The sequence below is a fragment of the Geoalkalibacter subterraneus genome (genome assembly GCF_000827125.1).
In the GTDB taxonomy this organism is placed as follows: Bacteria; Desulfobacterota; Desulfuromonadia; order Desulfuromonadales; family Geoalkalibacteraceae; genus Geoalkalibacter_A; species Geoalkalibacter_A subterraneus.
Genome location: NZ_CP010311.1, coordinates 972,871 through 995,021, shown reverse-complemented (window position 1 = coordinate 995,021; position 22,151 = coordinate 972,871). Strand labels below are relative to the sequence as shown.

18 protein-coding genes and 1 tRNA gene are annotated in these 22,151 nt (G+C 56.4%); 11 read left to right on the top strand and 8 right to left on the bottom strand.

Features of this window, described 5'->3' with window-relative positions; genetic code table 11:
• The 6 genes from amrS to GSUB_RS04430 form a co-directional block, all read right to left on the bottom strand.
• Entirely contained in the window at window positions 1–1,020 is a 1,020-nt protein-coding gene (gene amrS, locus GSUB_RS04455) for an AmmeMemoRadiSam system radical SAM enzyme (RefSeq protein ID WP_040199393.1), read from the bottom strand.
• 96 nt (window positions 1,021–1,116) lie between these two features.
• Complete coding sequence (gene rodA, locus GSUB_RS04450) at window positions 1,117–2,214, bottom strand: rod shape-determining protein RodA (RefSeq protein ID WP_040199391.1); 1,098 nt, start codon at window positions 2,212–2,214, stop codon at window positions 1,117–1,119.
• Between the two features lie 5 nt (window positions 2,215–2,219).
• Window positions 2,220–4,085: a penicillin-binding protein 2 gene (gene mrdA, locus GSUB_RS04445; protein WP_235269907.1), complete on the bottom strand. Its 1,866-nt coding sequence runs from the start codon at window positions 4,083–4,085 to the stop codon at window positions 2,220–2,222.
• Window positions 4,082–4,591 carry a rod shape-determining protein MreD gene (gene mreD / locus GSUB_RS04440; RefSeq protein WP_040199389.1) on the bottom strand — a complete coding sequence of 170 codons (510 nt, stop codon included), beginning with the start codon at window positions 4,589–4,591 and terminating at the stop codon, window positions 4,082–4,084. The genes mrdA and mreD overlap by 4 nt, the downstream gene beginning before the upstream one ends.
• Window positions 4,588–5,406 carry a rod shape-determining protein MreC gene (mreC, locus tag GSUB_RS04435; RefSeq protein WP_040199388.1) on the bottom strand — a complete coding sequence of 273 codons (819 nt, stop codon included), beginning with the start codon at window positions 5,404–5,406 and terminating at the stop codon, window positions 4,588–4,590. Before mreC ends, mreD begins: the two co-directional genes overlap by 4 nt.
• Window positions 5,407–5,516: 110 nt before the next feature.
• On the bottom strand, window positions 5,517–6,566 hold the full coding sequence (locus tag GSUB_RS04430; RefSeq protein WP_040199386.1) for a rod shape-determining protein: 1,050 nt from the start codon (window positions 6,564–6,566) through the stop codon (window positions 5,517–5,519).
• A gap of 179 nt (window positions 6,567–6,745) precedes the next feature.
• On the opposite strand from GSUB_RS04430, the gene GSUB_RS04425 reads away from it, so the two are divergent.
• The 6 genes from GSUB_RS04425 to GSUB_RS04400 all read left to right on the top strand — a co-directional run bounded on the left by GSUB_RS04425 (window position 6,746) and on the right by GSUB_RS04400 (window position 12,871).
• Window positions 6,746–8,683 carry a SurA N-terminal domain-containing protein gene (locus tag GSUB_RS04425; protein ID WP_040199385.1) on the top strand — a complete coding sequence of 646 codons (1,938 nt, stop codon included), beginning with the start codon at window positions 6,746–6,748 and terminating at the stop codon, window positions 8,681–8,683.
• Entirely contained in the window at window positions 8,683–9,582 is a 900-nt protein-coding gene (locus GSUB_RS04420) for a phosphoribosylaminoimidazolesuccinocarboxamide synthase (RefSeq protein WP_435051170.1), read from the top strand. Before GSUB_RS04425 ends, GSUB_RS04420 begins: the two co-directional genes overlap by 1 nt.
• Window positions 9,583–9,645: 63 nt before the next feature.
• Window positions 9,646–10,326 carry a tetratricopeptide repeat protein gene (locus GSUB_RS04415; RefSeq protein ID WP_144401946.1) on the top strand — a complete coding sequence of 227 codons (681 nt, stop codon included), beginning with the start codon at window positions 9,646–9,648 and terminating at the stop codon, window positions 10,324–10,326.
• Window positions 10,327–10,410: 84 nt separating this feature from the next.
• Window positions 10,411–11,697 (top strand): NCS2 family permease, encoded by a 1,287-nt coding sequence (locus tag GSUB_RS04410; protein ID WP_040199380.1) that lies wholly within the window; start codon window positions 10,411–10,413, stop codon window positions 11,695–11,697.
• 190 nt (window positions 11,698–11,887) lie between these two features.
• Window positions 11,888–12,730 (top strand): aminotransferase class IV, encoded by an 843-nt coding sequence (locus GSUB_RS04405; protein ID WP_040199378.1) that lies wholly within the window; start codon window positions 11,888–11,890, stop codon window positions 12,728–12,730.
• 54 nt (window positions 12,731–12,784) lie between these two features.
• Window positions 12,785–12,871: transfer RNA gene (locus tag GSUB_RS04400), tRNA-Leu, on the top strand.
• Between the two features lie 54 nt (window positions 12,872–12,925).
• Here GSUB_RS04400 and GSUB_RS04395 read toward each other — a convergent pair.
• Window positions 12,926–13,384, bottom strand: coding sequence for a YaiI/YqxD family protein (locus GSUB_RS04395; protein ID WP_040199377.1), 459 nt, complete (start codon window positions 13,382–13,384; stop codon window positions 12,926–12,928).
• Between the two features lie 528 nt (window positions 13,385–13,912).
• Here GSUB_RS04395 and GSUB_RS04390 point away from each other — a divergent pair.
• Window positions 13,913–14,689 carry a transposase gene (locus GSUB_RS04390; RefSeq protein ID WP_040199375.1) on the top strand — a complete coding sequence of 259 codons (777 nt, stop codon included), beginning with the start codon at window positions 13,913–13,915 and terminating at the stop codon, window positions 14,687–14,689.
• A 974-nt stretch (window positions 14,690–15,663) separates the two neighbouring features.
• Here GSUB_RS04390 and GSUB_RS04385 read toward each other — a convergent pair.
• Window positions 15,664–17,022: an IS1182 family transposase gene (locus GSUB_RS04385; protein ID WP_040199373.1), complete on the bottom strand. Its 1,359-nt coding sequence runs from the start codon at window positions 17,020–17,022 to the stop codon at window positions 15,664–15,666.
• Between the two features lie 121 nt (window positions 17,023–17,143).
• Between GSUB_RS04385 and GSUB_RS04380 the strand changes: the two genes are divergently transcribed.
• From GSUB_RS04380 to GSUB_RS04365, 4 genes are read left to right on the top strand one after another with little or no spacing between them, the layout of a single operon-like run.
• A complete protein-coding gene (locus GSUB_RS04380; RefSeq protein WP_040199371.1) occupies window positions 17,144–17,353 on the top strand; it encodes a helix-turn-helix domain-containing protein in 210 nt (69 codons plus the stop codon).
• 9 nt (window positions 17,354–17,362) lie between these two features.
• On the top strand, window positions 17,363–17,899 hold the full coding sequence (brxF, locus tag GSUB_RS04375; protein ID WP_235269906.1) for a BREX-3 system P-loop-containing protein BrxF: 537 nt from the start codon (window positions 17,363–17,365) through the stop codon (window positions 17,897–17,899).
• Entirely contained in the window at window positions 17,896–18,291 is a 396-nt protein-coding gene (locus GSUB_RS04370) for a four helix bundle protein (RefSeq protein WP_052464533.1), read from the top strand. Before brxF ends, GSUB_RS04370 begins: the two co-directional genes overlap by 4 nt.
• On the top strand, window positions 18,288–22,151 hold the full coding sequence (locus tag GSUB_RS04365; protein ID WP_040199369.1) for a DUF6079 family protein: 3,864 nt from the start codon (window positions 18,288–18,290) through the stop codon (window positions 22,149–22,151). Before GSUB_RS04370 ends, GSUB_RS04365 begins: the two co-directional genes overlap by 4 nt.

Here is a 22,151-nt window from a genome sequence, read left to right as displayed (position 1 = left end):
CTAATCCAGACCGACTCCGGCAATGCGGGCTCCGCATTCACGGCATTTCCCCTCATCCAGGTGGCAGGTGCCCAGGCGAAAGCCGCGCCGCTCGATGACCAGCGCGCCGCACTGGGGACAGAAGGTGCTTTCACCCTCCACATCCGCAACATTGCCGGTATAGACATAGTGCAGCCCGGCCTCCTGACCGATACGACGTGCTCGCAGCAGGGTTTTCGGAGGGGTTGGAGGCACGTCGTTCATGCGATAAGTGGGATAAAATGCGGTCACATGCCAGGGTGTATCCACTCCCAACTCATCGACAATAAATGAAGCCATCGCCTGCAGTTCGTCAGGGGCATCGTTATGTTCCGGGATCAGCAGCGTGGTCACCTCCAGCCAGATTCCCAGCCGATGATAATCGCGCAGGCACTCCAGCACACCTGCCAGGCTCGCGCCGGTCACTTCGCGGTAAAATCTGTCGGAAAACGCTTTCAGGTCAATGTTGGCGGCATCAAGGTACGGAGCGATTTTTTCCAAAGCTTCGGTTGTGATATAGCCGTTGCTGACAAAAACATTTTTCAGGCCGGCTTCGTGGGCCAGTACGGCCGTGTCGTAAGCGTATTCGAAGAAGATGGTGGGTTCGGTGTAGGTATAGGCGATGGAACGGCAGCCGGCATCCAGCGCGCGGGAGACAATCTGTTCCGGGGACAGGGGCTGGCCGGGGATTTCTCCGCCTGCTTCACGGGAGAGTTGGGAAATCTGATAATTCTGACAGTGCAGACAGTGAAAATTGCAGCCGGCGGTCGCAACGGAGAAACTCCGCGTGCCGGGCAGAAAATGAAACAGCGGTTTTTTTTCTATCGGATCGGCGTGTTCGGCAATGCTCCATCCATAGACCAGGGTATAGAGGGCACCATCGCGATTTTCCCGCACACCGCATAACCCGCGCCGTCCAGGTGTGATGCGACAGTGAAACCGACACAGATTACAGAGGACGCGGTTCTGATCCAGAGGTTGCCAGAATTGAGCCTTTTTCATAACACCAGCCTCCTGCCAGGGTTCAGTCGTTGCAGGTTCGTGGTTCATTATAACAAAAACTCTTCATTCGCGAGGAATGCGTTCAGATATCCGCGCTCAGAACATGAAGCGCCTCATACTGACATTGAGCAGCAGTCCTGTTCCGATCATGGTCGTCACCATACTTGTGCCCCCATAGGAAAACAGAGGAAGAGGCACGCCGACGACCGGCAACAGTCCGATCACCATCCCCAGGTTGACCACGATATGCCAGAACAGCATGGCCACCACCCCCACCGCCAGGAAAGTACCGAAGCGGTCGGCGGCGCAGCGTGCAATATAAATCCCCCACACAATCAGGAAAAGATAAAGCATTAAAAGGAAGAAGCTTCCAACGAACCCCCATTCTTCAGCAAAAACTGAAAACGCGAAATCCGTATGGCGCTCAGGCAGAAAAGACAGCTGGGACTGGGTTCCCTGCATGTAGCCCTTACCGAACAAACCGCCGGAGCCGACGGCAATTTTTGATTGGATGATGTGATAACCGGACCCGAGGGGATCGTTTTCGGGATTGAGAAATGTCAGGATGCGCTGCTTCTGATAATCACGTAGCAGAAACCATCCGCCACCGGCCGCCAGCGTGCCCAGAACACCGAGGACCGTCAGGGTTGAGCGACGGATGCCGGCGAAAAGAATCATAACCACGGCGATAAACAGAATCAGAAGCGCTGTTCCCAGGTCCGGCTGTTTCATGGTGAGCACGACAGGAACCGCCACCAGCGCGAAAGGACGCACCAGTTCCCGCAGCGTATGTCCCTGGAGGTGCCCGTGTTCACTGAAATAGCGCGCAAGGGTGATGATGATGACGATCTTCATCACCTCGCTCGGCTGCAGATTAAAAACCCCGAAATCAAGCCAGCGGGTTGCCCCCATGGAGGTCTTGCCCACCACCAGAACCGCCGCCAGCAACAGCAGGTTGGCCAGGTACAGATTGAATCCCATGTGTTCAAGGTGGCGGTAATCGAAACAACACATTCCCAGAGCGATGAGAAGACCGATTCCCAGCCAGGAAAGCTGCTTGAGATAAATGGGGGTACTGGTCGTCTCCCAGCCGGAGGTGGCACTGTAGAGGCTGGCGATGCCGATTGCAGCCAGGGCCAGAACCGTCAGCAGCAGAGTCCAGTCAAAGTTGAACAGTAAACGGCGGTCAAACATAAAAATCAGTCTCCAGGGTAGCCGTTGACCGGAGATACGCGGTCTTCCGGGAGTCCGAAATAAGCCTGCAGGATGCTGCGCGCCACTGGTGCGGCCGTAGTGCTGCCGTGCTCACCATGCTCAACGATAACGGCAACGGCGATACGCGGGTCATCGGCAGGCGCATAGGCGACAAACAGGGCATGATCGCGGAATCGATAGGGAATCCCTTCCTCATCCGGCTCCTCGTCGTCTGCACGAAGGCGCACCACCTGCGCTGTCCCGGTTTTCCCCGCGACTTTTACCTGATCAAGACGCGCTGCCCAACCGGTTCCGCGCGGTTCATTCACGACCGCTTCAAGGCTGTTCTGAACGATTTCCAGATTATTGCCTTGAAATTCGACAGTCTGCAACACCTCGGTCTCGGATTCCAGAAGAACTTCCCCGTCCCAGCTTTCAATCTTTTTGATAATACGCGGCCGCACCAGCAATCCACCGTTGGCCACAGTTGCAGTCATGGTGGCCAATTGCAACGGAGTGGCGAGAACAAACCCCTGCCCGATCGAGGTATTGACCGTTTCGCCATCATACCAGGAGGCATTGAATCGCGCACGTTTCCACTCCCGAGTCGGCACCAGTCCCGATTTTTCTCCGCCGAGATCAAACCCCAGTTCATTGCCGAGTCCAAGTTCCAGGGCCATTTCGGAGAGCTTGTCGATGCCAAGCTCCAGTCCGACGCGGTAAAACCAGACATCGCAGCTTTCGCGCATCGCTTTTTTCAAGTCTGTCGGGCCGTGACCATAACGTTTCCAACATCGAAAATCGCGTCGTCCCAGGGTAATATGACCATCGCAGTCAACCCGGGTTGAAGCTGTTGCGGCGCCGGACCGCAATGCCGCCAGTGCCGTGACAATCTTGAACGTCGAAGCCGGAGGGTACTGCCCTGTCAAAGCCTTGTTCTGGAGGGGGTGACGGGAGTCCTGCAGCAAAGCAATCCATTCAGCGCCTGAAATTCCGCGGGCGAACATGGCCGGGTTAAAGGAAGGGCGGCTGGCCATGGCCAGAATCTCGCCGCTTTTGACATCGATGGCAACTGCCGCTCCGGCTTGACCGGCCAGGGCCCTCTCTGCTGCCAGTTGAACATCCTCCCGCAGGGTCAGAAACACCCGATTGCCGGGTTCGGGCTCCTGGACCCTCAATACCCGCAGTTCTTTGCCCCGCACATCAACTTCCAGGAGACGTTGCCCGTCTTTCCCCTTTAAATAGGATTCCAGCTTCTTCTCCAGGCCGCTCTTGCCGACATATTCGCCCGAGCGGTAATCCCGAAACTCCCCACTGCGCAACTGCTGTTCGGTGATCTCTCCCAGGTAGCCAAACACATGAGCGGCGACATCTTCGTAAGGATAAGAGCGCAGCGGCTGCACATCGATCAACACGCCCGGCAGGTCAACGGAATTCTCCTGAACACGCTCGAGCTGTTCGCGGCTGATATCTTCCGCCAGAGGAACGGGACGATAATAGGGAAATCTTCGTCCGGCCTCCCAGCGACGAGCAAGATCCTCGACGGGAATTTCAAGATACTCGGAAAGCCGTTCAAGGAGTTGGTCGCGGTCGGACACGTCCTGGCGCATGACAGAGACGCTGAATGAAGGCCGATTGTCCACCAGCAAATGTCCGTCGCGGTCGTAAATGGGTCCCCTGGGCGCGGAAATGGGAATGTAACGGATACGATTTTTTTCAGAAAGGTGCTGAAACCGCTCTGCACTTATGACCTGCAGATACCACAACCGCAGAAGCAGGAGCAGCATAATGGCAACAGCGGCCAGAAAGAGAAAAAGGAAACGTTTGGTAAGATCGGGTTTATCCGACCACTGACTTTTCACGTTCATCATGGCAGACGTGATCCGCTGGCGGCACGCGCGCGGCGACTGTCCCACCGGATGAAAGGCAGAAAAAAACAGGACAAAAGCGCCCCAACCACAACCTGGGCCGGGATCTGCTGCAGAACGATGCGCCAACCGTCGCCGGCATCGGCCAGCATCAGCAGGCTCATTGCGATCAGTCCGTTTTCCACGGCCATGGCGCACGAAACCAGCAGAACCAGAAGCAGGGAACTTTCAGGGTTGAGCTGACGCACAACAAGCCGGGCCAAAAGAAACGTCGCGACAAAGGCAAACCCATGAAGACCAAAGGTAACACCTGCAAAACTGTCCTTGAGGAGCCCCAGCAACCAGGCCAGCGGGCCGCCCTGGGCCGTAGTCCGGGTCATGCCCAGGTAAACCACCAGAAAAACGAAAAGGTCAGGGCGGATGGAAGGCGGATTAATGCGGGAGAGAATCGTGGTCTGCAGAAAAGCAGCGAGAATGCCGGCACCCAAAATCCAAACGACAGGTTTCACGGGGACTCCTCCGTCAGGATCAACACCTCCTCCAGGCGTGAAAAATCCACTGCAGGCTCCACTTCGACCGACTGGAACAAGCCGTAGTCGCCCCGGGCGACTTTTACCACCTCCCCCATCAGCAGCCCCTTGGGGAAAATACCGCCCGTGCCTGAAGTCACGACCTGGTCTCCCAATTGCACGTCTTCCTGACGCAAAGCGAAATCAAGGATCAACGTATCACCGCGACCACGGCAAACGGCCCGGGTCCGCGTACGTTGTACCAGCACTGCCGCAGCAGAAGCCGCATCGGTAATCAGAAGAACGCGCGAGTGGGCGGGGGCGACCTTGATCACGCGCCCGACAACACCGGCATTGGTCACGACCGGCATTCCTTCCTCAACGCCACTGCGTCCCCCCTTGTCCAGCACGACGGTACGGGACCAGGTCGAGGCATCAAAACCAATAACACGAGCCGGCAGCGCCGACAAAGCAATCTCATCCTTGAACTCAAGGAGCTTTCGCAAGCGCTCGTTGGCGAGTCGAATTTCCCGCAGGGTGTCGATCTCCCCCCTGAGAAGCCGGTTCTCCTCCCTCAACGCCTCGTTCTCGCGGGCGGCATCCATCAGCCAGACATAATGGGACCACCAACGGGCAACCCGTTCACCGACCAGGTCAAATCCTTCCTGCAGGGGGGCGGTTACGGTAATGACCGCTTTTTCAAAGAGGCTGGTGCTCTGCTTCTGCCGCAAATTGAAACTGTAGAGAAGAAGCGCCGCCAGAAGTAGAGCAAGCCCCAGCAATATCGGTCGATATTTTTTATAGGGTTCCCGCAAAAGCCACCTCGGGAAAACACGAAGAGGGCCATCAGGCCCTCTTTGTTGAAAAAATCAAAGCGTCACAAGCTTTCTGCGTGCTTCACCTTCGCAGCAGAATTTCGCTACGTTCAGGATGTCACCGTGACGCGCTTGAGCAGATCCAGTTCGTCGAGCACCTTGCCGGAACCGAGCACAACACAGGAAAGCGGATCCTCGGCGATAACGACGGGGAGCCCGGTCTCTTCGCGCAGCAGAATGTCGAGGTTGCGCAGGTTGGCGCCGCCACCCGCGAGAATGATTCCTTTGTCGACAATATCGGCCGCCAGTTCCGGCGGAGTCCGTTCAAGGGCAATGCGGACAGCTTCGACAATGGCATTGACCGTTTCCGAGAGAGCTTCGCGGACCTCACTTGAGTCGACTTCCAGAGTTTTCGGAATGCCGCTCACCAGATCGCGCCCCTTGACCTCCATCGTTTGCACTTCGCCATCGGGATCGGGATAGGCGCTGCCGATCTCAATCTTGATCTGCTCGGCGGTACGCTCGCCAATCAAAAGATTGTATTTGCGCTTGAGATACTGGACCAGCGCCTCATCGATCTTGTCGCCTCCGACCCGCACGCTTTTGGCGTACACGATCCCGGCCAGCGAAATTACAGCAACCTCTGTGGTGCCGCCGCCGATGTCGACAATCATGTTCCCGGAAGCCTCGGTGATCGGCAGGCCCGCACCGATCGCAGCAGCCATCGGCTCTTCGATCAGGTAAACTTCTCGAGCACCGGCGGACTCAGCCGATTCCTTGACTGCGCGCTTTTCAACCTGCGTAATGCCCGAAGGCACGCAAATCACAATACGGGGGCGAACCAGAGTTTTGCGGTTATGAACCTTCTGAATGAAATACCGCAACATTTCCTGCGTGATGTCGAAATCCGCGATGACCCCGTCTTTCATGGGGCGGATCGCGACAATGCTGCCGGGGGTGCGCCCCAGCATCTTCTTGGCCTCCATCCCCACCGCCAGCACCTTGCGCTGCCCGACGCTGTCCTTCTGCACGGCAACCACCGACGGCTCGCAGACCACGATGCCCTTGCCCCGCAGGTAGACCAGAGTATTGGCCGTACCGAGGTCAATGGCCAGATCGTTGGAAAACAGGCCGAGTACGGAATTGAAAAGGTTAAACATTTTTTCGGCGACTCCTTTCACGCATAGAGGCAGACCCCCTTAAATCGGCGATTACAGTATCAAAACCGCCCCTGTTTAGCAAGGTTATAAAATACAAAAAAATATTGCTTCTACCCTGCCCCATGTCTTAATATGCACTCTTATTTTCATGTCCTAAAGCTGAGGAGACTCTTGAAAAAATGCTTGATCTTATTCGTAGAAAACAGAAGTCAACCATCGTTAAACTTGTTTTCTGGGTCATCATCGCCGCCTTTGTCGGCACGATTTTTTTGGTCTGGGGGCGAGGTGACGATCGCGGAGGGGATTCCAGCGCCACGGCGCTGCGCATCAACGGCGACAAGATTCCTCTCGACACCTATCAACGCGCCTACAGCAATCTCTACACGCTCTATCAGAGCCTTTACCGCGAACAGTTTACACCTGAGATGGAGCGCCAGCTCGGGCTGAAACAGATGGCTCTGGAGCGGGTCGTTGACCAGACACTCCTGGCGCAGCAGGCACGAGAATCGGGCATCAAGGTCTCCAAGGAAGAGCTGGTCGAGTCCATCGCCCAGATCCCTTCTTTTCAGGAAAACGGGGTCTTCAGCAGAAATCGCTATCTGGAGGTCCTGCAATACCAGCGTATCAGCCCGGATGAGTTCGAGGCCGCGCAGCGCCGCCAGCTTCTGATCGATAAAATGATCGAGCGTATCAAACAGGGTGTTTCCGTCAGCGAAGAAGAAATCGCCGACGAGTTCCGCCGCCGCCGGGAGGAGATCAACCTCGACTTCATCTCCTTTGTTCCAGCCCGTTTCGAGAACAAAGTCCAGGTCGAAGAGGCTGAGCTTGCCGCATGGTTCGAGCAGAACCGGGAGGACTTCCGCATCCCTGCAACCGTTGCGCTGAAATACGTCGAGTTCAATCCTGAGAACTACCGCGACGAGGTGGTTCTCAGCGAAGAAGAGCTGGACCGACACTACAGGCGCACCCTGGGACAGTTCGAAATCCCCGAGCAGGTGGAGGCATCTCACATCCTGATCCGGGTCGAGGAGGACGCCGAACAGGAAAAGGTCAACAAGCGGCGCGAACTGGCCGAAAAGGTTCTGCAGCAGGTCAGGACCGGTGAAGATTTCGCCGATCTGGCGCGACGCTACTCCGATGATGACGCCACCGCGCGCGAGGGTGGATCACTGGGGTATTTCCCGCGCGGCACCATGACACAGAATTTCGAGCGGGCAGCCTTCGACCTCAAGCCGGGGGAAATTAGCGACCTCGTTCGCACCTCCCACGGCTTTCACATTGTCAAGGTCACCGGGCACATCGAAGCCGGCTTCAAGCCTTTGGACGAGGTTATCGACACCGTCAGAAAAAGCCTGCGTGAAGAGAAGGCCAAACAGCTTGCCATCGAAAAAGCGATGGATGCCTACAATCTCAACCGCAAAGACGGCGATATTGAAGGCGCTGCTCAGGAAAGCGGCCTGAACGTAGAAGAAACCGACTTCTTTGCACGGGACGAGTCGATTCCCGGCATCGGCCGTATTCCGGAAATCAACCAGGTCGCCTTCAGCCTCAAGCCCGGCGAGCTTGCAAAACCGGTGGTCGCCTCTGACGGGGTTTATCTTTTCACCGTCAAAGAGGTCCGCCCCAGTCGCCTGCCCGAACTCTCCGAGGTACGCGAAAAAGTTGAAGCACGCTATCGCAGAGAAAAGTCTTGCGAACTGGCTGAAGAAACGGCCAAAAAGGCGATGCAGGCTCTCCAAAACGGCAAATCTCTGGCTCAAGCTGCACAATCTTCAGGTGTAGAAGTCGAAGAAACCGGCACTTTCTCCCGCACCTATGAGACGTTCATCCCGCGGGTCGGAAACAGCGAGCCGATGTCGAAGGATGCATTCACCGTCGAGAAGCTAGGTTCTGTTCTCCCCCAGGTCTATGAGGTCGAAGGTAAATTCGTTGTCGCTGTATTGAAGCAGCGCAGCGCCGCAGACATGGCTGCCCTGGACGAAGAGACTAAAAAGGAGCTGAGAACCGCCCTCCAGTCACAAAAAGAACAACAGGCCCTTGAAGAAGAGCTGGCCGCCCTGCGCGAAGAAGCAACAATCGAGATAACCCCTGCGCTGTCGAATCTGCTTGAAAGGTAATGTGCATGAAAACGGTGAAAGAAACCAATCTTTCCGATCTCAACCTCGTAAATCGCGGCAAGGTCCGCGACATTTACGACCTGGGCGAGCATCTCCTGATCGTAACCTCGGATCGCATCAGCGCGTTCGACGTCATCATGGATGAAGCCATCCCCTACAAAGGGTATGTCCTGACCCAGATCTCGCGCTTCTGGTTCGAGCGGATGACCGACATCATCGACAACCATATCGTTGCGATGGACGTCTCGGATTTCCCCGCCCAGACCCACAAATACCGCGACGACCTCGAAGGACGCAGCATGCTGGTCAAAAAGGCCGATCCGCTGCCCATCGAGTGCATCGTGCGTGGCTATGTCTCCGGCTCGGGATGGAAAGAGTACCGCCAGAGCGGAACGATCTGCGGCATAAAACTGCCCGAAGGTCTCCAGGAGAGCAGCAAGCTGAACGAGCCGATCTTTACGCCCTCCACTAAAGCCGAGATCGGTGAGCATGACGAAAACATCCCCTACTCCAAGGCTGTGGAGTTGTGTGGAGAGAAATGGGCGGGACAGGCACGCGAGGCCACTTTGTCCATTTACAAAAGGGCTCGTGATCTGGCCGACACCAAAGGGATCATCATCGCCGACACCAAGTTCGAGTTCGGCATTCTGAATGACCGCCTGATCTGGATCGATGAAGCCCTGACACCCGATTCATCCCGTTTCTGGCCTAAGGATCAATACAAACCCGGGGGACCTCAGCCCAGCTTTGACAAGCAGTTTCTGCGCGACTACCTCGAAACACTCGACTGGAACAAACAGGCACCGCCGCCGCGGCTGTCCGAAGAGATCGTACGCAAAACCGGTGAAAAATATCTTGAAGCCCTTAAAAAACTGACGGGGATCGAACCTCCTCGCTGACAAGGCATCCAATACGGAGCCGCCCCTTTCCTCCAGTGAATGGGGCGGCTCACCTTTATCCGCATGCAAATTGACCTCTCGCCTTTTCATTATCTTCTCCCACTGTTAATCCTTGGTCTGGTTTTCGGCTGCAGCGCAAGGATTCCCGAAACAACGTCGCCCTCGTCCACGTATGCCAGCGACAAAAATCGAAACGGCGCCTTTGAGCAGAGGCTGCATGAGGCTGAGCAATCTCTGGCCCGGGAAATCCAGGCGGCTCCCTCAGAAACCGAGAAATATCTCCGCCGTGCAGAAATACTTGAAATACTGCAGCTCGAGAAAGAGGCGCTGCAGGTGCTGGGACAAGCCTTGAACAGCAGCCCAACGCCTTCGCAGAAACAAAAGCTGATTTATCGAATGGCTGTGCTGCGCGCCTTGAAACTTGGAGATAATGCCGCGGCAGCACAGGATCTCGAGCAGCTCACCCCCGAGTCGCTTTTTCGTCTGGATGCCGAAGCAGCTGTAGAAATTGCCCGAAACAACCCGGAAGCAGCATTGCGGCACCTGGCACAGGCCGCTTCGCTGGCACAAAATCATGATGAACAGGCCCTTGTCCTCTACCATCAGGCTCTCGCCTTTCAGAAGATGGGAGAAGAAGACAAGGCCGTAGCCGCACTCTACCATGCCATCAACAGGGCAGAAAATCGTGTCCTCATCAAGGACATTGAGCGGCTGTGGGAAGTTCTCGATACCCGAAGCCCCTGATCTCCCGGCCGGATGTGCTTTTGAAGGACCAACATGAAACATGGGCTGCTGTATTGATTTCGGCCCCTTCAACATGGACTTTTCATGCTTGAGAAATTTTTTCATCTGCACAGCCGAGGCAGCAACCTGCGAACCGAGGCAATTGCCGGCGCCACCACCTTCCTGACGGGAGCCTATATCGTTTTCGTCAACCCGGCGATCCTTGGCGAAACCGGCATGGACCGGGCCGCCCTGACCACGGTAACCTGTCTTGTTGCCGCTCTGGCCACCCTGCTGATTGCTCTGTGGGCCAACGTCCCATTGATGATGGCGCCTGGTATGGGTCTCAACGCTTTTTTCGCCTACACCCTGGTTCTTGGGGAAGGCCTGCCGTGGCAAACGGCACTGGGTGTTGTTTTTCTCTCCGGAGCCTTCTTTCTGGTGCTGACACTTCTCGGCGTGCGAGAGCGCCTGGTGCAAGCCATCCCGGCCTCGCTGCGACTTGCCACATCTGTGGGGATCGGCCTCTTTATCGCATTTATCGGGATGCAGAACCTCGGTCTGGTGGTCCAGAGCGAGGCTGTCCTGGTGCAACTGGGCTCACTGACGCCGGAAGTGCTTCTGGGACTTGGCGGGCTTTTGGGCATCGCGCTTCTGGAGCGACTACATGTGCGAGGTTCGATCCTCATCGCCATTCTCGGTACGGCTGTAGCGGGCATGCTCTTTGGACTGACCCCATTTCCCGAAAGCATCGTTGCGCCTCCCCCGTCGATAACGCCCCTGGCGTTTTCCCTGGATATCTGGGGAGCGATGAAGATTTCCCTGTGGGCCAGCATCTTCTCCTTCATGTTCGTCGACCTGTTCGACAGCCTGGGAACCATGCTGGCGGTTTGCCGCGAGGCGGGCCTCTCCGACCGTGAAGGTCGAATTCCCGGCCTTTCCCGCATGCTGACCGCCGATGCTCTGGCCACGGTGGGCGGCGCCCTGCTCGGCACCAGCACAACCACCGCCTATGTCGAATCGGCAAGTGGCGTGGCCGATGGCGGGCGAACCGGCTTGACTTCGGTCTTCACTGCCCTTCTCTTTTTTCTCGCGGCATTTTTCACTCCTTTAATCGCTGCAGTTCCCTCTTATGCTACCGCTCCCGCCCTTATGGCGGTGGGCCTGTTCATGATGCGCGGGATCGGGCAGATCGACTTTTATGACTTCGAGGAAAGCCTGCCGGCTTTCCTGACCCTGATCCTGATGCCGCTGACCTACTCTATCGCCACCGGGCTTGCCTTCGGCTTCGTCTCGTTTGTTCTGCTTAAAATCTGCCTTGGCAAATGGCACAGCTGCGATCCCTTCCTGATGGCCGCAGCCCTGTTGTCGCTGATCAGTCTCTTGGTCTGATGCGCACAGCTCCTGTTTTGAAAACGGCCACCATAAAGACTGTATCTATGTATCCGATCATATTAAAATGCGGCTGCCTGTTGACCTATCGGGCCGGCGCCAGTATCGTCGCGGGTTCAGATCCGGAACACGCATGGCACGAATGCCTGGCCAAAGGGGCTGCCCTGCGCCAGGCTCTGGAGGTATCTCGATGATCGTCAATATTGATGGTGGGTTCCTTGAACCGGGCGAGGCCCGTATTCCCGTCACCGACGGCAGTTTCCTTTACGGGGATACGTTGTTCGAGACATTCAAGGCACGGGAGAAAAAGATTCTTTTTTCCGCAGAGCATCTTGATCGCCTTGAACTTTCCGCCGACCTGCTTGGATTCCCGTTTGATCGGAAACGCATCGAGAGCGCCCTCGAGCGCACCGCGCAACGCATGAACCGCCCGGTGTCGCGGTTGCGCCTGACCCTGACCCGCGGCAGCTTCACCGGGCTTGAATTTCCACCGGCCAAAGCCGGACGCTTTGTTCTGATCGCCACCCCGACCGAAGAACCCGATGCGGCCGAGCGGCTGCAGGGCGCTCATTGTGTATTCGCCCCCAACCGTCGCGTCAACCCCCTCTCCCATCTTCCACAGCTCAAACACGGCAACTACGCCGATTGCCTGTACGCAATGGCTCATGCCCGCAAACAAGGGGCCCGCGAGGCGCTGTTTGTTACTGAGGATGATGAGGTTATTGAAGGGTCAACCTCCAACCTGTTCATCGTCTGCGGCAAATCACTGATCACACCTCCTGCAGGAGAACTTGTGCTGCCTGGTGTCATGCGCCGCCAGATCATGAATGCCGCCGCCGACCTTGACCTCGAATGCCGCGAAGAAACGATCCGTAGAAAAGACCTGTGGACAGCAGACGAGATTTTTCTGACCAATTCGCTCATTGATGTGCTCCCTGTCACCCAGGTAGAAAATCAGACCGTTGGCGGCGGAAGGCTCTGGCAATCATTGCTGCAACAGCTGCAGAGAACCATTGACCGGCAAATGCAATAAGACTGTTGACCCGAGCAGAACTTCCCACTATAATTCCCTCGCTTTTGTCCCAAAGGGGGCGTGGTGAAACTGGTAGACGCACTGGACTCAAAATCCAGCGGACGCAAGTCCATGTCGGTTCGACTCCGACCGCCCCCACCATTGATATAAAAAAAGACAGGCCGGATTTCCTCGAGGAAATCCGGCCTGTCTTTTTTAGCGTTTGGAGATCATCCGCTGCGTCAAAAGCCGGTCGAAAGCGGATGCAAACTTCTGACGATCCGTCGCGCCCATACGCCCCGGGCCACCCTGAACCAACCCGGTTTCACGCAACTGATGCAGCAGATCGCGTGTAGAGAGGCGCTCGCCGATATTGTCCTCCGAATAAATCTCCCCCCGCGGATCGATGGCAATCCCGTTTTGTGCGACAATTCGTGCCGCCAGGGGGATATCCGCTGTGATCACGAGATCGGTGGCCGCTGCGTGTTCGACGATATAATCGTCGGCGGCATCATCGTCACCAGCCACTCGAACAGATGAGATCAGCGCCGTATGCGATCTTGACAGGTCGGTGTTGGCCACCAGGCACACCGGAACCTGCACCCTCTTGGATGCCCGGAAAACGATTTCCTTGATCACGCGCGGACAGGCGTCGGCATCAATCCAGATCTTCATCGCCGCCCCCGGTTGCGGCTTCCCCCTGGGCAACTCGGCAGCCTGTCCTGCGGCTGTCTCTGGTTCGCAAGATCCTCGCGCACCTGCTTGACGCTGTGGGGTTTCCCATGGGGTCGGACCAAGATAACTCTCTGGAATAATGTCGAAAAATCAAATTAACACCTCCAAAAATCCCACTATAGCTCGATTTTTGAGGGCAAAATGGAACTCTTTAGCTGTATTGACATGAAATCCTTCGGGGAGGGGAACCCATGGCAAGAGCCAATCGGCATTACATCCCAGGCTGCATCTGGCATATCACCCATCGTTGTCACAAAACATGGGTTCCCATGGGGTCGGACCAAGATAACTCTCTGGAATAATGTCGAAAAATCATGGGTTCCCATGGGGTCGGACCAAGATAACTCTCTGGAATAATGTCGAAAAATCAAATTAACACCTCCAAAAATCCCACTATAGCTCGATTTTTGAGGGCAAAATGGAACTCTTTAGCTGTATTGACATGAAATCCTTCGGGGAGGGGAACCCATGGCAAGAGCCAATCGGCATTACATCCCAGGCTGCATCTGGCATATCACCCATCGTTGTCACAAAAAGGAATTCCTTCTTAAATTCGCCCGCGACCGCAGCCGCTTTGTTTTCTGGCTCGGCGAAGCCCGCAAACGCTTTGGAATGAAACTTCTCAACTTCACGGTGACCAGCAATCATGTGCACCTTCTGGTCAAAGACCATGGCTCCGCCGGCAGCATCCCTTCAGCCATGCAACTGATCGCCGGCCGCACAGGACAGGAATATAACCAGCGCAAGCAACGCAAAGGCGCTTTCTGGGAAGATCGGTATCATGCCACCGCCATAGAATCCGGTGAGCATTTACTGCGCTGCCTGGTGTACATCGATCTGAACATGGTCCGCGCTGGTGTCGTCAGTCATCCGCAAGAGTGGGTTCATGGCGGTTACCGTGAAATTCAGGGTCAGCGGCGGCGTAATCGGCTCCTTGATCTTGATGCGCTGGTTGACGCTGCCGGTCTGAGCACTCTGCAAGCGCTGGCCGATTATCATGGATCTTGGGTGGGCGAAGCGTTGCGCACTAATGCCCTGCAGCGCGATGAGGCTTGGACCAGAAGCCTTGCGGTCGGAAGTGAAGAGTTTGTCCTGAAAACCCAACGTCTGCTTGGTGTACGAGGAAAAAGCCGCGCCATCATCGCGAACGGAGATTGTTGTGTTTTGCGTGAATCTGAAGAGGGCTATGGCGAGGATTTTCCAGCCCAAAATCAGCCCATAGTAGAGAAAAACACATATTTTTGAGCACAAAGGTTAAGGATGTCAGGTAGTTGGGTTGGTCCGACCCTCTTTTCCCCTCTTTCTTTTCGAAAGCTACCTGGGGAAGGTTGAGCGTATCGGAGAGGCTGGAGCGTACCGAATTTGATGAGACAGTGCAGTAGAGGTTCGGTCGTGAAAGGCAAAGAAGCCTCCCCCATATTTTCATCGTGAACCCTCCCGCCACCAGGTCATCGAGTACCCCTTCAAGTTCCTTCCACGAAATAGGCGGGTTGAGTTCCGAGGCTGCATTGAGCGCGCGCACAATTGGCCTCAACTGCTTTCTGTCGTCACCCGCAAGAATCTGGCGGAACATCCCTGAAGCACCGACGTTGCCAAGCCAACCAAGATCTTTGCCAAAGCCGCCAATGACGCGCCACTTTTCAATGTGGGAAAAGTGGAAAACCTTCCATGGCAAGGGAATCAACTTTTGGGCTGAATCAAGAACATAATGGTCGCTTTAAGTATTTCTTTTATGTTGCCGTAATCATCTGAGGACTTTCTGGTGACAGACTTCCCACCTGGCCTTTTTGAGCCAGCTTGCCCTTCCGCTTTGCAGTCTCGCAAACAGTCGTGCATTCGGTACGGTATTTTTCAACCCACACATTTGTTGGTCTGAATGAAAAGTCTGGGGTGTGCTGTGCTGCTGATCAAGAGTAAAAGTCATGTGCATGAAACACTACAATTCAAAAATATTTCTACCTTCAGAATCGGTCCATATCGGCTAATATCGTTTGACCTTTGCCTTCAAATATTACATCCTTGACATTATTTTATGGTGGGAGGGGCCTCTTCATTTTTACCCGCCTTCTAGCAGTCTGTCGGGCTTGGAGTTGACAGACCACAACTATTCGGCTCCGGAGGGCATGTGTTGAAAAAAATCAGCCAAAGCATCTGAGTCGTCGGCTCCAGTTGGCTGCTGATTCGTTATTTGAAGACAAAAACAAAGGTTCTGGGCCGTTTTAGGCCGCCAGGACATGTAACCGTTTCAGATTCCAGGCCATGCAGACCAGATTCCACTCACCGCGGACGGACTCCACCCCGCGCAACAGGAACTGGCGGAAGCCCATGATGGCCTTGATGATGCCGAACACCGGCTCGACCGTGCATTTTCGTTTTGCGTAAAGGGCCCGGCCGTCCTGAGTCTGTAACCGATGCTTCATTGCTTCGACGCAATCAGCACCTTCGGCTAAAGGTTCAGGTTCGGAAAAACGTTCTTTGAGATTTGGGTTGTGCTTGTCGCGATGAGCGCTGATAAAGGGGAGAATTGTCTCTTCCTGACAGCTCTCAACGTTGGCTTCGCTGAAGTAACCGGCATCGGCCAGCAAGGTATCCACCGTCCCCAGGGACTGCGGTAACGTTTTGAGGAGCTCAAGGGCCGGGTCGAGTTCCTGCTTGTCATTGGGGTTCTGGGTGAGGTGTTGACCAACGATCAGCATCGTTTCCAGGTCGACACTGGCCTGGGCGTTATAGCACTGATCAAAGCCACCGCCATTGATCGGCATGATCCGCGATTCATCGTCGGTGAGGTTGACTTGATCTTTGTCTTTCGGTCCCGGCTCGGGCGGCTTGGGCTGTTTGCCCCGGGCCTTCTTGCCGGTCTTCTGCTCTTTGGCCTTACGCTTGGCAAGTTTTTCTTCGTACTCAGCCTGTTCTTCGGCATAGCGCTCCTTTCCCCGGTGTTCAATCTCCGCCTTGGCCCGGGCGATCGCCTCCAGGCGTTTCTCGCGGCGTGCCAGTTCGGCGGGAATGTCCAGGCCATCAGGCCGTTCGCTGTTGTCGGCGTCTTCTGCCTGACGTAGCAGGTCGGTCACCTCGGCCTTGAGCTGTGCTTCAAGCTGGTTGGCGTACTTCCAACTCAGCGCCCGGTGCTTGGAGGCATTGGCCTTGATCTTGGTACCATCGAGACTGACTTTGCCCAGTTTCAGGCAACCCATCTGCTGGGCAATTAGCAGAACCTGGACAAAGAGTGAACTCAACTCAGGGAGAAACCGTTTGCGGAAGCTGGCGATGGTATCATGATCGGGGTGTTCGTTGGCGGCGATGTAACGAAAGGCCACCGAATCATAGGTCGCCTGCTCCAGCTTGCGGCTGGAGAACACGCCGGTGGCATAACCGTAAAACAACAGTGCCAACAGCATCTCCGGATGGTGAGCTCTGGAGCCTCGGCCCGCATAGGCGGATTTGATCGCGGTCAGATCAAGCTGTCCGACGATCTCGACAACAAACCGGGCAAGGTGTCCTTCCGGAAGCCAATCATGCATGGACGGTGGCAACAGGAACAGGGTGTCGCGATCAAGTTGGCGGAACGTATGACTCATGGAAATTTCACCTTCGCGGGGATTAATAAGACCCGGCGAGTTTAACATTTTTCGGACGAAAAGTCCGACAGACTGCTAGGAAGAGCATTTCTGCTCTCCACATTTTTTCGGAGCACAAAAAATGACCAATGCGCAAGATCGCTGGTTGTCGATTCATGAGATCTGCGAACACCTTGGGGTCAGTAGCGACACGGTTTATAAATGGATCAAGCAGGGGATGCCGGCTTATCGCATGGGACGCCTTTGGAAATTTAAAACAAGTCAGGTTGACGCCTGGGTTGAGTCCGGCGGTGCGGCCGACAAATCCGATAAGCCGGACACCGAGCAATAAGGAGCGACCATGGCCGAGCCGATTCACGACAAGATAAAACGATCCCTCCAGGCAGCCGAAGGCTTATATCACCGCCTGGTACTGCTGGTGGGTGAGACCGGTTCCGGCAAGACCGGCGTTCTTCGGGATATTGCCGAGGAATTCGGCTCGTCCGTCGTCAACGTCAATCTGGCGCTTTCAGGCGAACTGCTTGAGCTGACGGCAAAGCAGCGGTCGCTTCGGCTACCGGGCATCCTCGATCAGATCGCGGACCAGGCTCAAGCACCCGTGGTGCTGGATAATCTCGAGATCCTTTTCGACAAGGATCTCCAGCAGGACCCCTTGCGCCTGCTGCAGTCCATTTCGAGAAATCGGGCCGTGGTGGCTTCGTGGAACGGGACCATGTCCTCCGGGAGGCTTTTGTACGCCGAAACCGGCCATCCCGAGTACCGCAGCTATGACTCGGTCGATGCGCTGATTGTTGAAATAAGGGGCGAGGATTTAGGGGCGAGGGGCGAGGATTTAGGGGCGAGGGGCGAGGATTTAGGGGCGAGGGGCGAGATATGAGCGTGCAGAGTTATAAGGATTTGATTGTCTGGCAAAAGGCGATGGATTTGGTTGCGATGATTTATCAGGTGACTAGGGCATTTCCAAAGGAAGAATTGTACGGCTTGACGAATCAGCTTCGACGAGCCGCTGTTTCGATCCCATCAAACATTGCTGAAGGCCATGCAAGAAGCTCAACACAAGAATTCCATCGATTCCTGTCAATCGCAAGGGGCTCATTGGCAGAGGTTGAGACTCAATTACTCATTGCCCAACGACTTGGCTACCTGTCTGCGAATCAGCTTTCGCCAATCCTGAGCTTGCAAGTGGAAATCAACAAAATGACCAACAGTCTGATGAGCAAACTCGCCACTAACCCCTCGTCCCTCGCCCCTAAAGCGGAGCTTTCATGAAATACGGAGACCTTATCCAATTCGACCCGATTGAGTCGGTCGTTCAGTTGCGTGACGCGGACAAATCGAGCGCAGCGCAGCACCTGGTGAACACCTATGTCATTTCCGAGGAAATGGCGGAACGGCTCACGCAGCTTGTCATTCCTCAAATGCAGTTCGACCAGCCGGTGGATAACAAGGGGCTGCTGGTGGTCGGTAATTACGGCACCGGTAAGTCGCACTTGATGTCGGTGGTCTCCAGCCTTGCCGCAGATGCCTCCCTGCTGGAAGGGCTGAAAAGCGAAGGTGTCCGCGACGCAGCCTCTCAGATCGCCGGGCGTTTCAAGGTTATCCGTACCGAGATCGGAGCCACCACCATGTCCCTGCGCGACATCCTGGTGGCCGAACTGGAAGAGCATCTCGAAAAACTCGGCGTGGAATATGTCTTCCCCGAGGCGGGCACCATCTCCAGCCACAAACGGGCCTTCGAAGACATGATGGCCAAGTTCGGCGAGGTCTTCCCCGAGCATGGTCTGCTGCTGGTGGTCGATGAGCTGCTCGACTACCTGCGCACCCGCAAGGACCAGGAGCTGATCCTCGACCTCAACTTCCTCCGCGAGGTCGGCGAGGTCTGCAAGGACCTGCGCTTCCGCTTCATGGCCGGTGTCCAGGAAGCCATTTTCGACAGCCCGCGCTTCGCTTTTGTCGCCGACAGCATCCGCCGGGTGAAGGACCGCTTCGAGCAGATCCTTATCGCCCGCAGCGACGTGAAATTTGTCGTGGCCGAGCGCCTACTCAAGAAGACCGCCGAGCAGCAGGCCAAGATCCGCGACTACCTGATGCCTTTTGCCAAATACTACGGCGGGCTCAACGAGCGAATGGACGAGTTTGTCCGCCTTTTCCCGGTGCATCCCGATTACATCGACACCTTCGAGCGGGTCACCGTGGTGGAAAAACGCGAGGTGCTCAAAACGCTTTCCAATGTGATGAAGGCCATCCTCAACCACGATGTTCCGGAAATGGACTCGTCCCTCGCCCCTAACCCCTCGCCCCTGGCAATCAACCCGCCAGGGTTGATTGCCTTCGACAGCTATTGGGGTACCCTCAAGCAGAACGCTTCGTTCCGCGCCATTCCCGAAATCCGGGCAGTCATTGATTGCAGCCAGGTTCTGGAATCCCGCATCGAGAACGCCATCACCCGCAAACAATACAAGCCGATGGCGCTACGCCTGATCCATGCTCTGTCCGTCCACCGCCTTACCACTGGCGACATCTATGCCCCCATGGGCGCATCCGCCGAGGAACTGCGCGACCGTCTCTGCCTGTTTGATCCGCTGATCGCCGAGCTGGGTAGCGACGAACCCGACAAGGATCTCCAGACCCATGTGGAAACGGTCCTGCGCGAGATCCACAAGACAGTCAGCGGCCAGTTCATCTCCTTTAATGCTGACAACCGCCAGTTCTATCTCGACCTGAAGAAGACCGACGACTTCGACGCCCTGATCGACAAGCGGGCCGAAAGCCTGGGCCAGGCTCAGCTCGACCGCTTCTATTACGAGGCGCTCAAGCGGGTCATGGAATGCCAGGACGCCACCTATGTGACCGGCTACAAAATCTGGCAGCACGAACTGGTCTGGCAGGAGCACAAGGCAGCCCGCTCCGGCTACCTCTTTTTCGGGGCACCGAACGAGCGTTCCACCGCCGTGCCGCAGCGGGACTTTTACCTCTACTTCTTGCCGCCGTTTGATTGTCCAAGATTTAAAGATGAGAAGAACTCTGACGAAGTGTTCCTGAAACTGAATCTGAAAGGGGCGAGAGACGAGGGGCGAGGGGCGAGCAAAGAGAGCGGTTCTCTCGCCCCTAATCCCTCGTCCCCAACCCCTGATGATTTCATGCACAGCTTGAAATCCTATGCGGCCGCGCTGGATCTTGCAGCCACCTCGTCGGGCCATGCCAAGGCCACCTATGAATCGAAGGCCAACGGCTTCCTGAAGAAGCTGGTCCAGTGGCTGCAGAAGCACATGAGCGATGCCTTCGAGGTCACCTATCAGGGCCGTGCCAAGTCCATGACCGAATGGGCCAAGGGCAAATCCATCCGCGACCTGTCGGGCCTGTCGCCTCACGAGACTATCAACTTCCGCGACTTGGTGAACACCATCGCCGGTGTCTGCCTGGCACCGAACTTCGAGAACCAGGCCCCGGACTACCCGTTCTTCTCGGTCCTGATCACCGGCAACAACCGCGCCCAGGCAGCGCAGGACGCCCTGCGAGCCATCGCCGGGCAGAACCGCACCAAGCAGGCCACCGCCGTGCTGGACGCCCTGGAGCTGCTCGACGGCGAGAAGATCGACCCCTACAAGTCGAAGTACACCAAGTTCATTCTCGATACCGTCAAGGCCAAGGGGCACGGCCAGGTAGTCAACCGCAGCGAGATCATCCAGGACGACCACGGGCTGGAATACATGAACCCCGGCGGTGGTCGGCTTGAGCCGGAATGGGTGGCGGTCATCCTGGCTTCGCTGGTCTATTCCGGCGACATCGTGCTCGCCATTCCGGGCAAAAAGTTTGACGCCACCGGGCTACAGCAGCTTGCCGCGACCGGCATGGACGAGCTGGTCCGCTTCAAGCACCTGGAGCAGCCCAAGGAATGGAACCTGCCCGCGCTCAAAGCGCTGTTCGAACTGCTCGGCATGACGCCGGGCATGGCCCAGCTCGTCACTCAGGGCAAGGACGAGCCGGTGCAGAACCTGCAACAAGCGGTGGGCAAGATCGTCAAGCGCATCGTCATGACCCAGCAGACCCTGCGCGAAGGGCTCTCCTTCTGGGGCCTGGATCTGCTCGCAGGCACCGACCTGGCCAGCCAGGCCAGCGGGCTGGACGAGGCCAAGGGCTTCTTTGAATCGCTGCAGGCCTACTCCTCGCCGGGTAAGCTGAAAAACTTCCGCTACAACGCTCCCGAAGTGCTGGCCCACGAAAAGGCCGTGAAGGCCCTGGATGAGCTGGACGCCCTGCGCGAGTTCATCATGGACCACAGCCCGACGGCGTCCTGGCTCTCTACCGCCGAAGCGGTGCTGCCCGCCGACCATGACTGGGTGGATCGCATGAAGACCACCCGGCAGGACGTGCTGGATGCCCTCAAGCAGGCCGACCTGACCGAGCTGGCCAGCCAGTCCCAGTCCATCGGGGCCAAGCTGCAAAAGCTGAAGAAGGATTACACCGTCGCCTACATCGGCCTTCACACCAAGGCCCGGCTGGGCGTGAACGACGACAAGCGCAAGGCGGGACTGCTCAACGACCAGCGGCTGCAAACCCTGCTCAAATTGGCCGGTATCGACCTGATGCCCCGGCAGCAGCTCACCGATTACCAGAACCGCCTGGCCGGACTGAAAAGCTGCTTCGCCCTGACCGAGCAAAACCTCGACGCCTCGCCCATTTGCCCGCATTGCGGGTTCCGGCCAGACGAAACAGGGACGAGGGGCGAGGGGTTAGGGACGAGCAATGCCTCCGCCATGCTCAACACGCTGGATGACGAACTTGACCGTATGCTGGAAAACTGGACCAAGGCGTTGCTTTCCAACCTGGAGGACCCGATCACCCAGGCCAACATGGATCTGCTGAAGATCGATGACCGTGAACCGCTGGAAGCCTTCATCAAGTCAAAGGAACTACCGATGCCGCTGGACAGCAACTTCGTTCACGCCCTGAAGGAAGTGCTCTCCGGCCTGGTCAAGGTCACCGTCAAGGCGCAGGAGCTACAACAGGCCCTGCAAGTCACCGACGGCCCGGCAACCCCGGCGGAGATGAAGAAACGCTTTGAGGAGTACATCGATCAACTCACCAAGGGCAAGGATCCGGCCAAGGTGCGGATCGTTCTGGAGTGA

What these genes read in the sequence shown, in the direction of transcription:
- amrS (WP_040199393.1), bottom strand. Translation starts at nt 1,020, where the DNA reads ATGAAAAAGGCTCAATTCTGGCAACCTCTGGATCAGAACCGCGTCCTC.
- rodA (WP_040199391.1), bottom strand. Translation starts at nt 2,214, where the DNA reads ATGTTTGACCGCCGTTTACTGTTCAACTTTGACTGGACTCTGCTGCTG.
- mrdA (WP_235269907.1), bottom strand. Translation starts at nt 4,085, where the DNA reads ATGATGAACGTGAAAAGTCAGTGGTCGGATAAACCCGATCTTACCAAA.
- GSUB_RS04430 (WP_040199386.1), bottom strand. Translation starts at nt 6,566, where the DNA reads ATGTTTAACCTTTTCAATTCCGTACTCGGCCTGTTTTCCAACGATCTG.
- GSUB_RS04425 (WP_040199385.1), top strand. Translation starts at nt 6,746, where the DNA reads ATGCTTGATCTTATTCGTAGAAAACAGAAGTCAACCATCGTTAAACTT.
- GSUB_RS04420 (WP_435051170.1), top strand. Translation starts at nt 8,683, where the DNA reads ATGTGCATGAAAACGGTGAAAGAAACCAATCTTTCCGATCTCAACCTC.
- GSUB_RS04415 (WP_144401946.1), top strand. Translation starts at nt 9,646, where the DNA reads ATGCAAATTGACCTCTCGCCTTTTCATTATCTTCTCCCACTGTTAATC.
- GSUB_RS04410 (WP_040199380.1), top strand. Translation starts at nt 10,411, where the DNA reads ATGCTTGAGAAATTTTTTCATCTGCACAGCCGAGGCAGCAACCTGCGA.
- GSUB_RS04405 (WP_040199378.1), top strand. Translation starts at nt 11,888, where the DNA reads ATGATCGTCAATATTGATGGTGGGTTCCTTGAACCGGGCGAGGCCCGT.
- GSUB_RS04395 (WP_040199377.1), bottom strand. Translation starts at nt 13,384, where the DNA reads ATGAAGATCTGGATTGATGCCGACGCCTGTCCGCGCGTGATCAAGGAA.
- GSUB_RS04390 (WP_040199375.1), top strand. Translation starts at nt 13,913, where the DNA reads ATGGCAAGAGCCAATCGGCATTACATCCCAGGCTGCATCTGGCATATC.
- GSUB_RS04385 (WP_040199373.1), bottom strand. Translation starts at nt 17,022, where the DNA reads ATGAGTCATACGTTCCGCCAACTTGATCGCGACACCCTGTTCCTGTTG.
- GSUB_RS04380 (WP_040199371.1), top strand. Translation starts at nt 17,144, where the DNA reads ATGACCAATGCGCAAGATCGCTGGTTGTCGATTCATGAGATCTGCGAA.
- brxF (WP_235269906.1), top strand. Translation starts at nt 17,363, where the DNA reads ATGGCCGAGCCGATTCACGACAAGATAAAACGATCCCTCCAGGCAGCC.
- GSUB_RS04370 (WP_052464533.1), top strand. Translation starts at nt 17,896, where the DNA reads ATGAGCGTGCAGAGTTATAAGGATTTGATTGTCTGGCAAAAGGCGATG.
- GSUB_RS04365 (WP_040199369.1), top strand. Translation starts at nt 18,288, where the DNA reads ATGAAATACGGAGACCTTATCCAATTCGACCCGATTGAGTCGGTCGTT.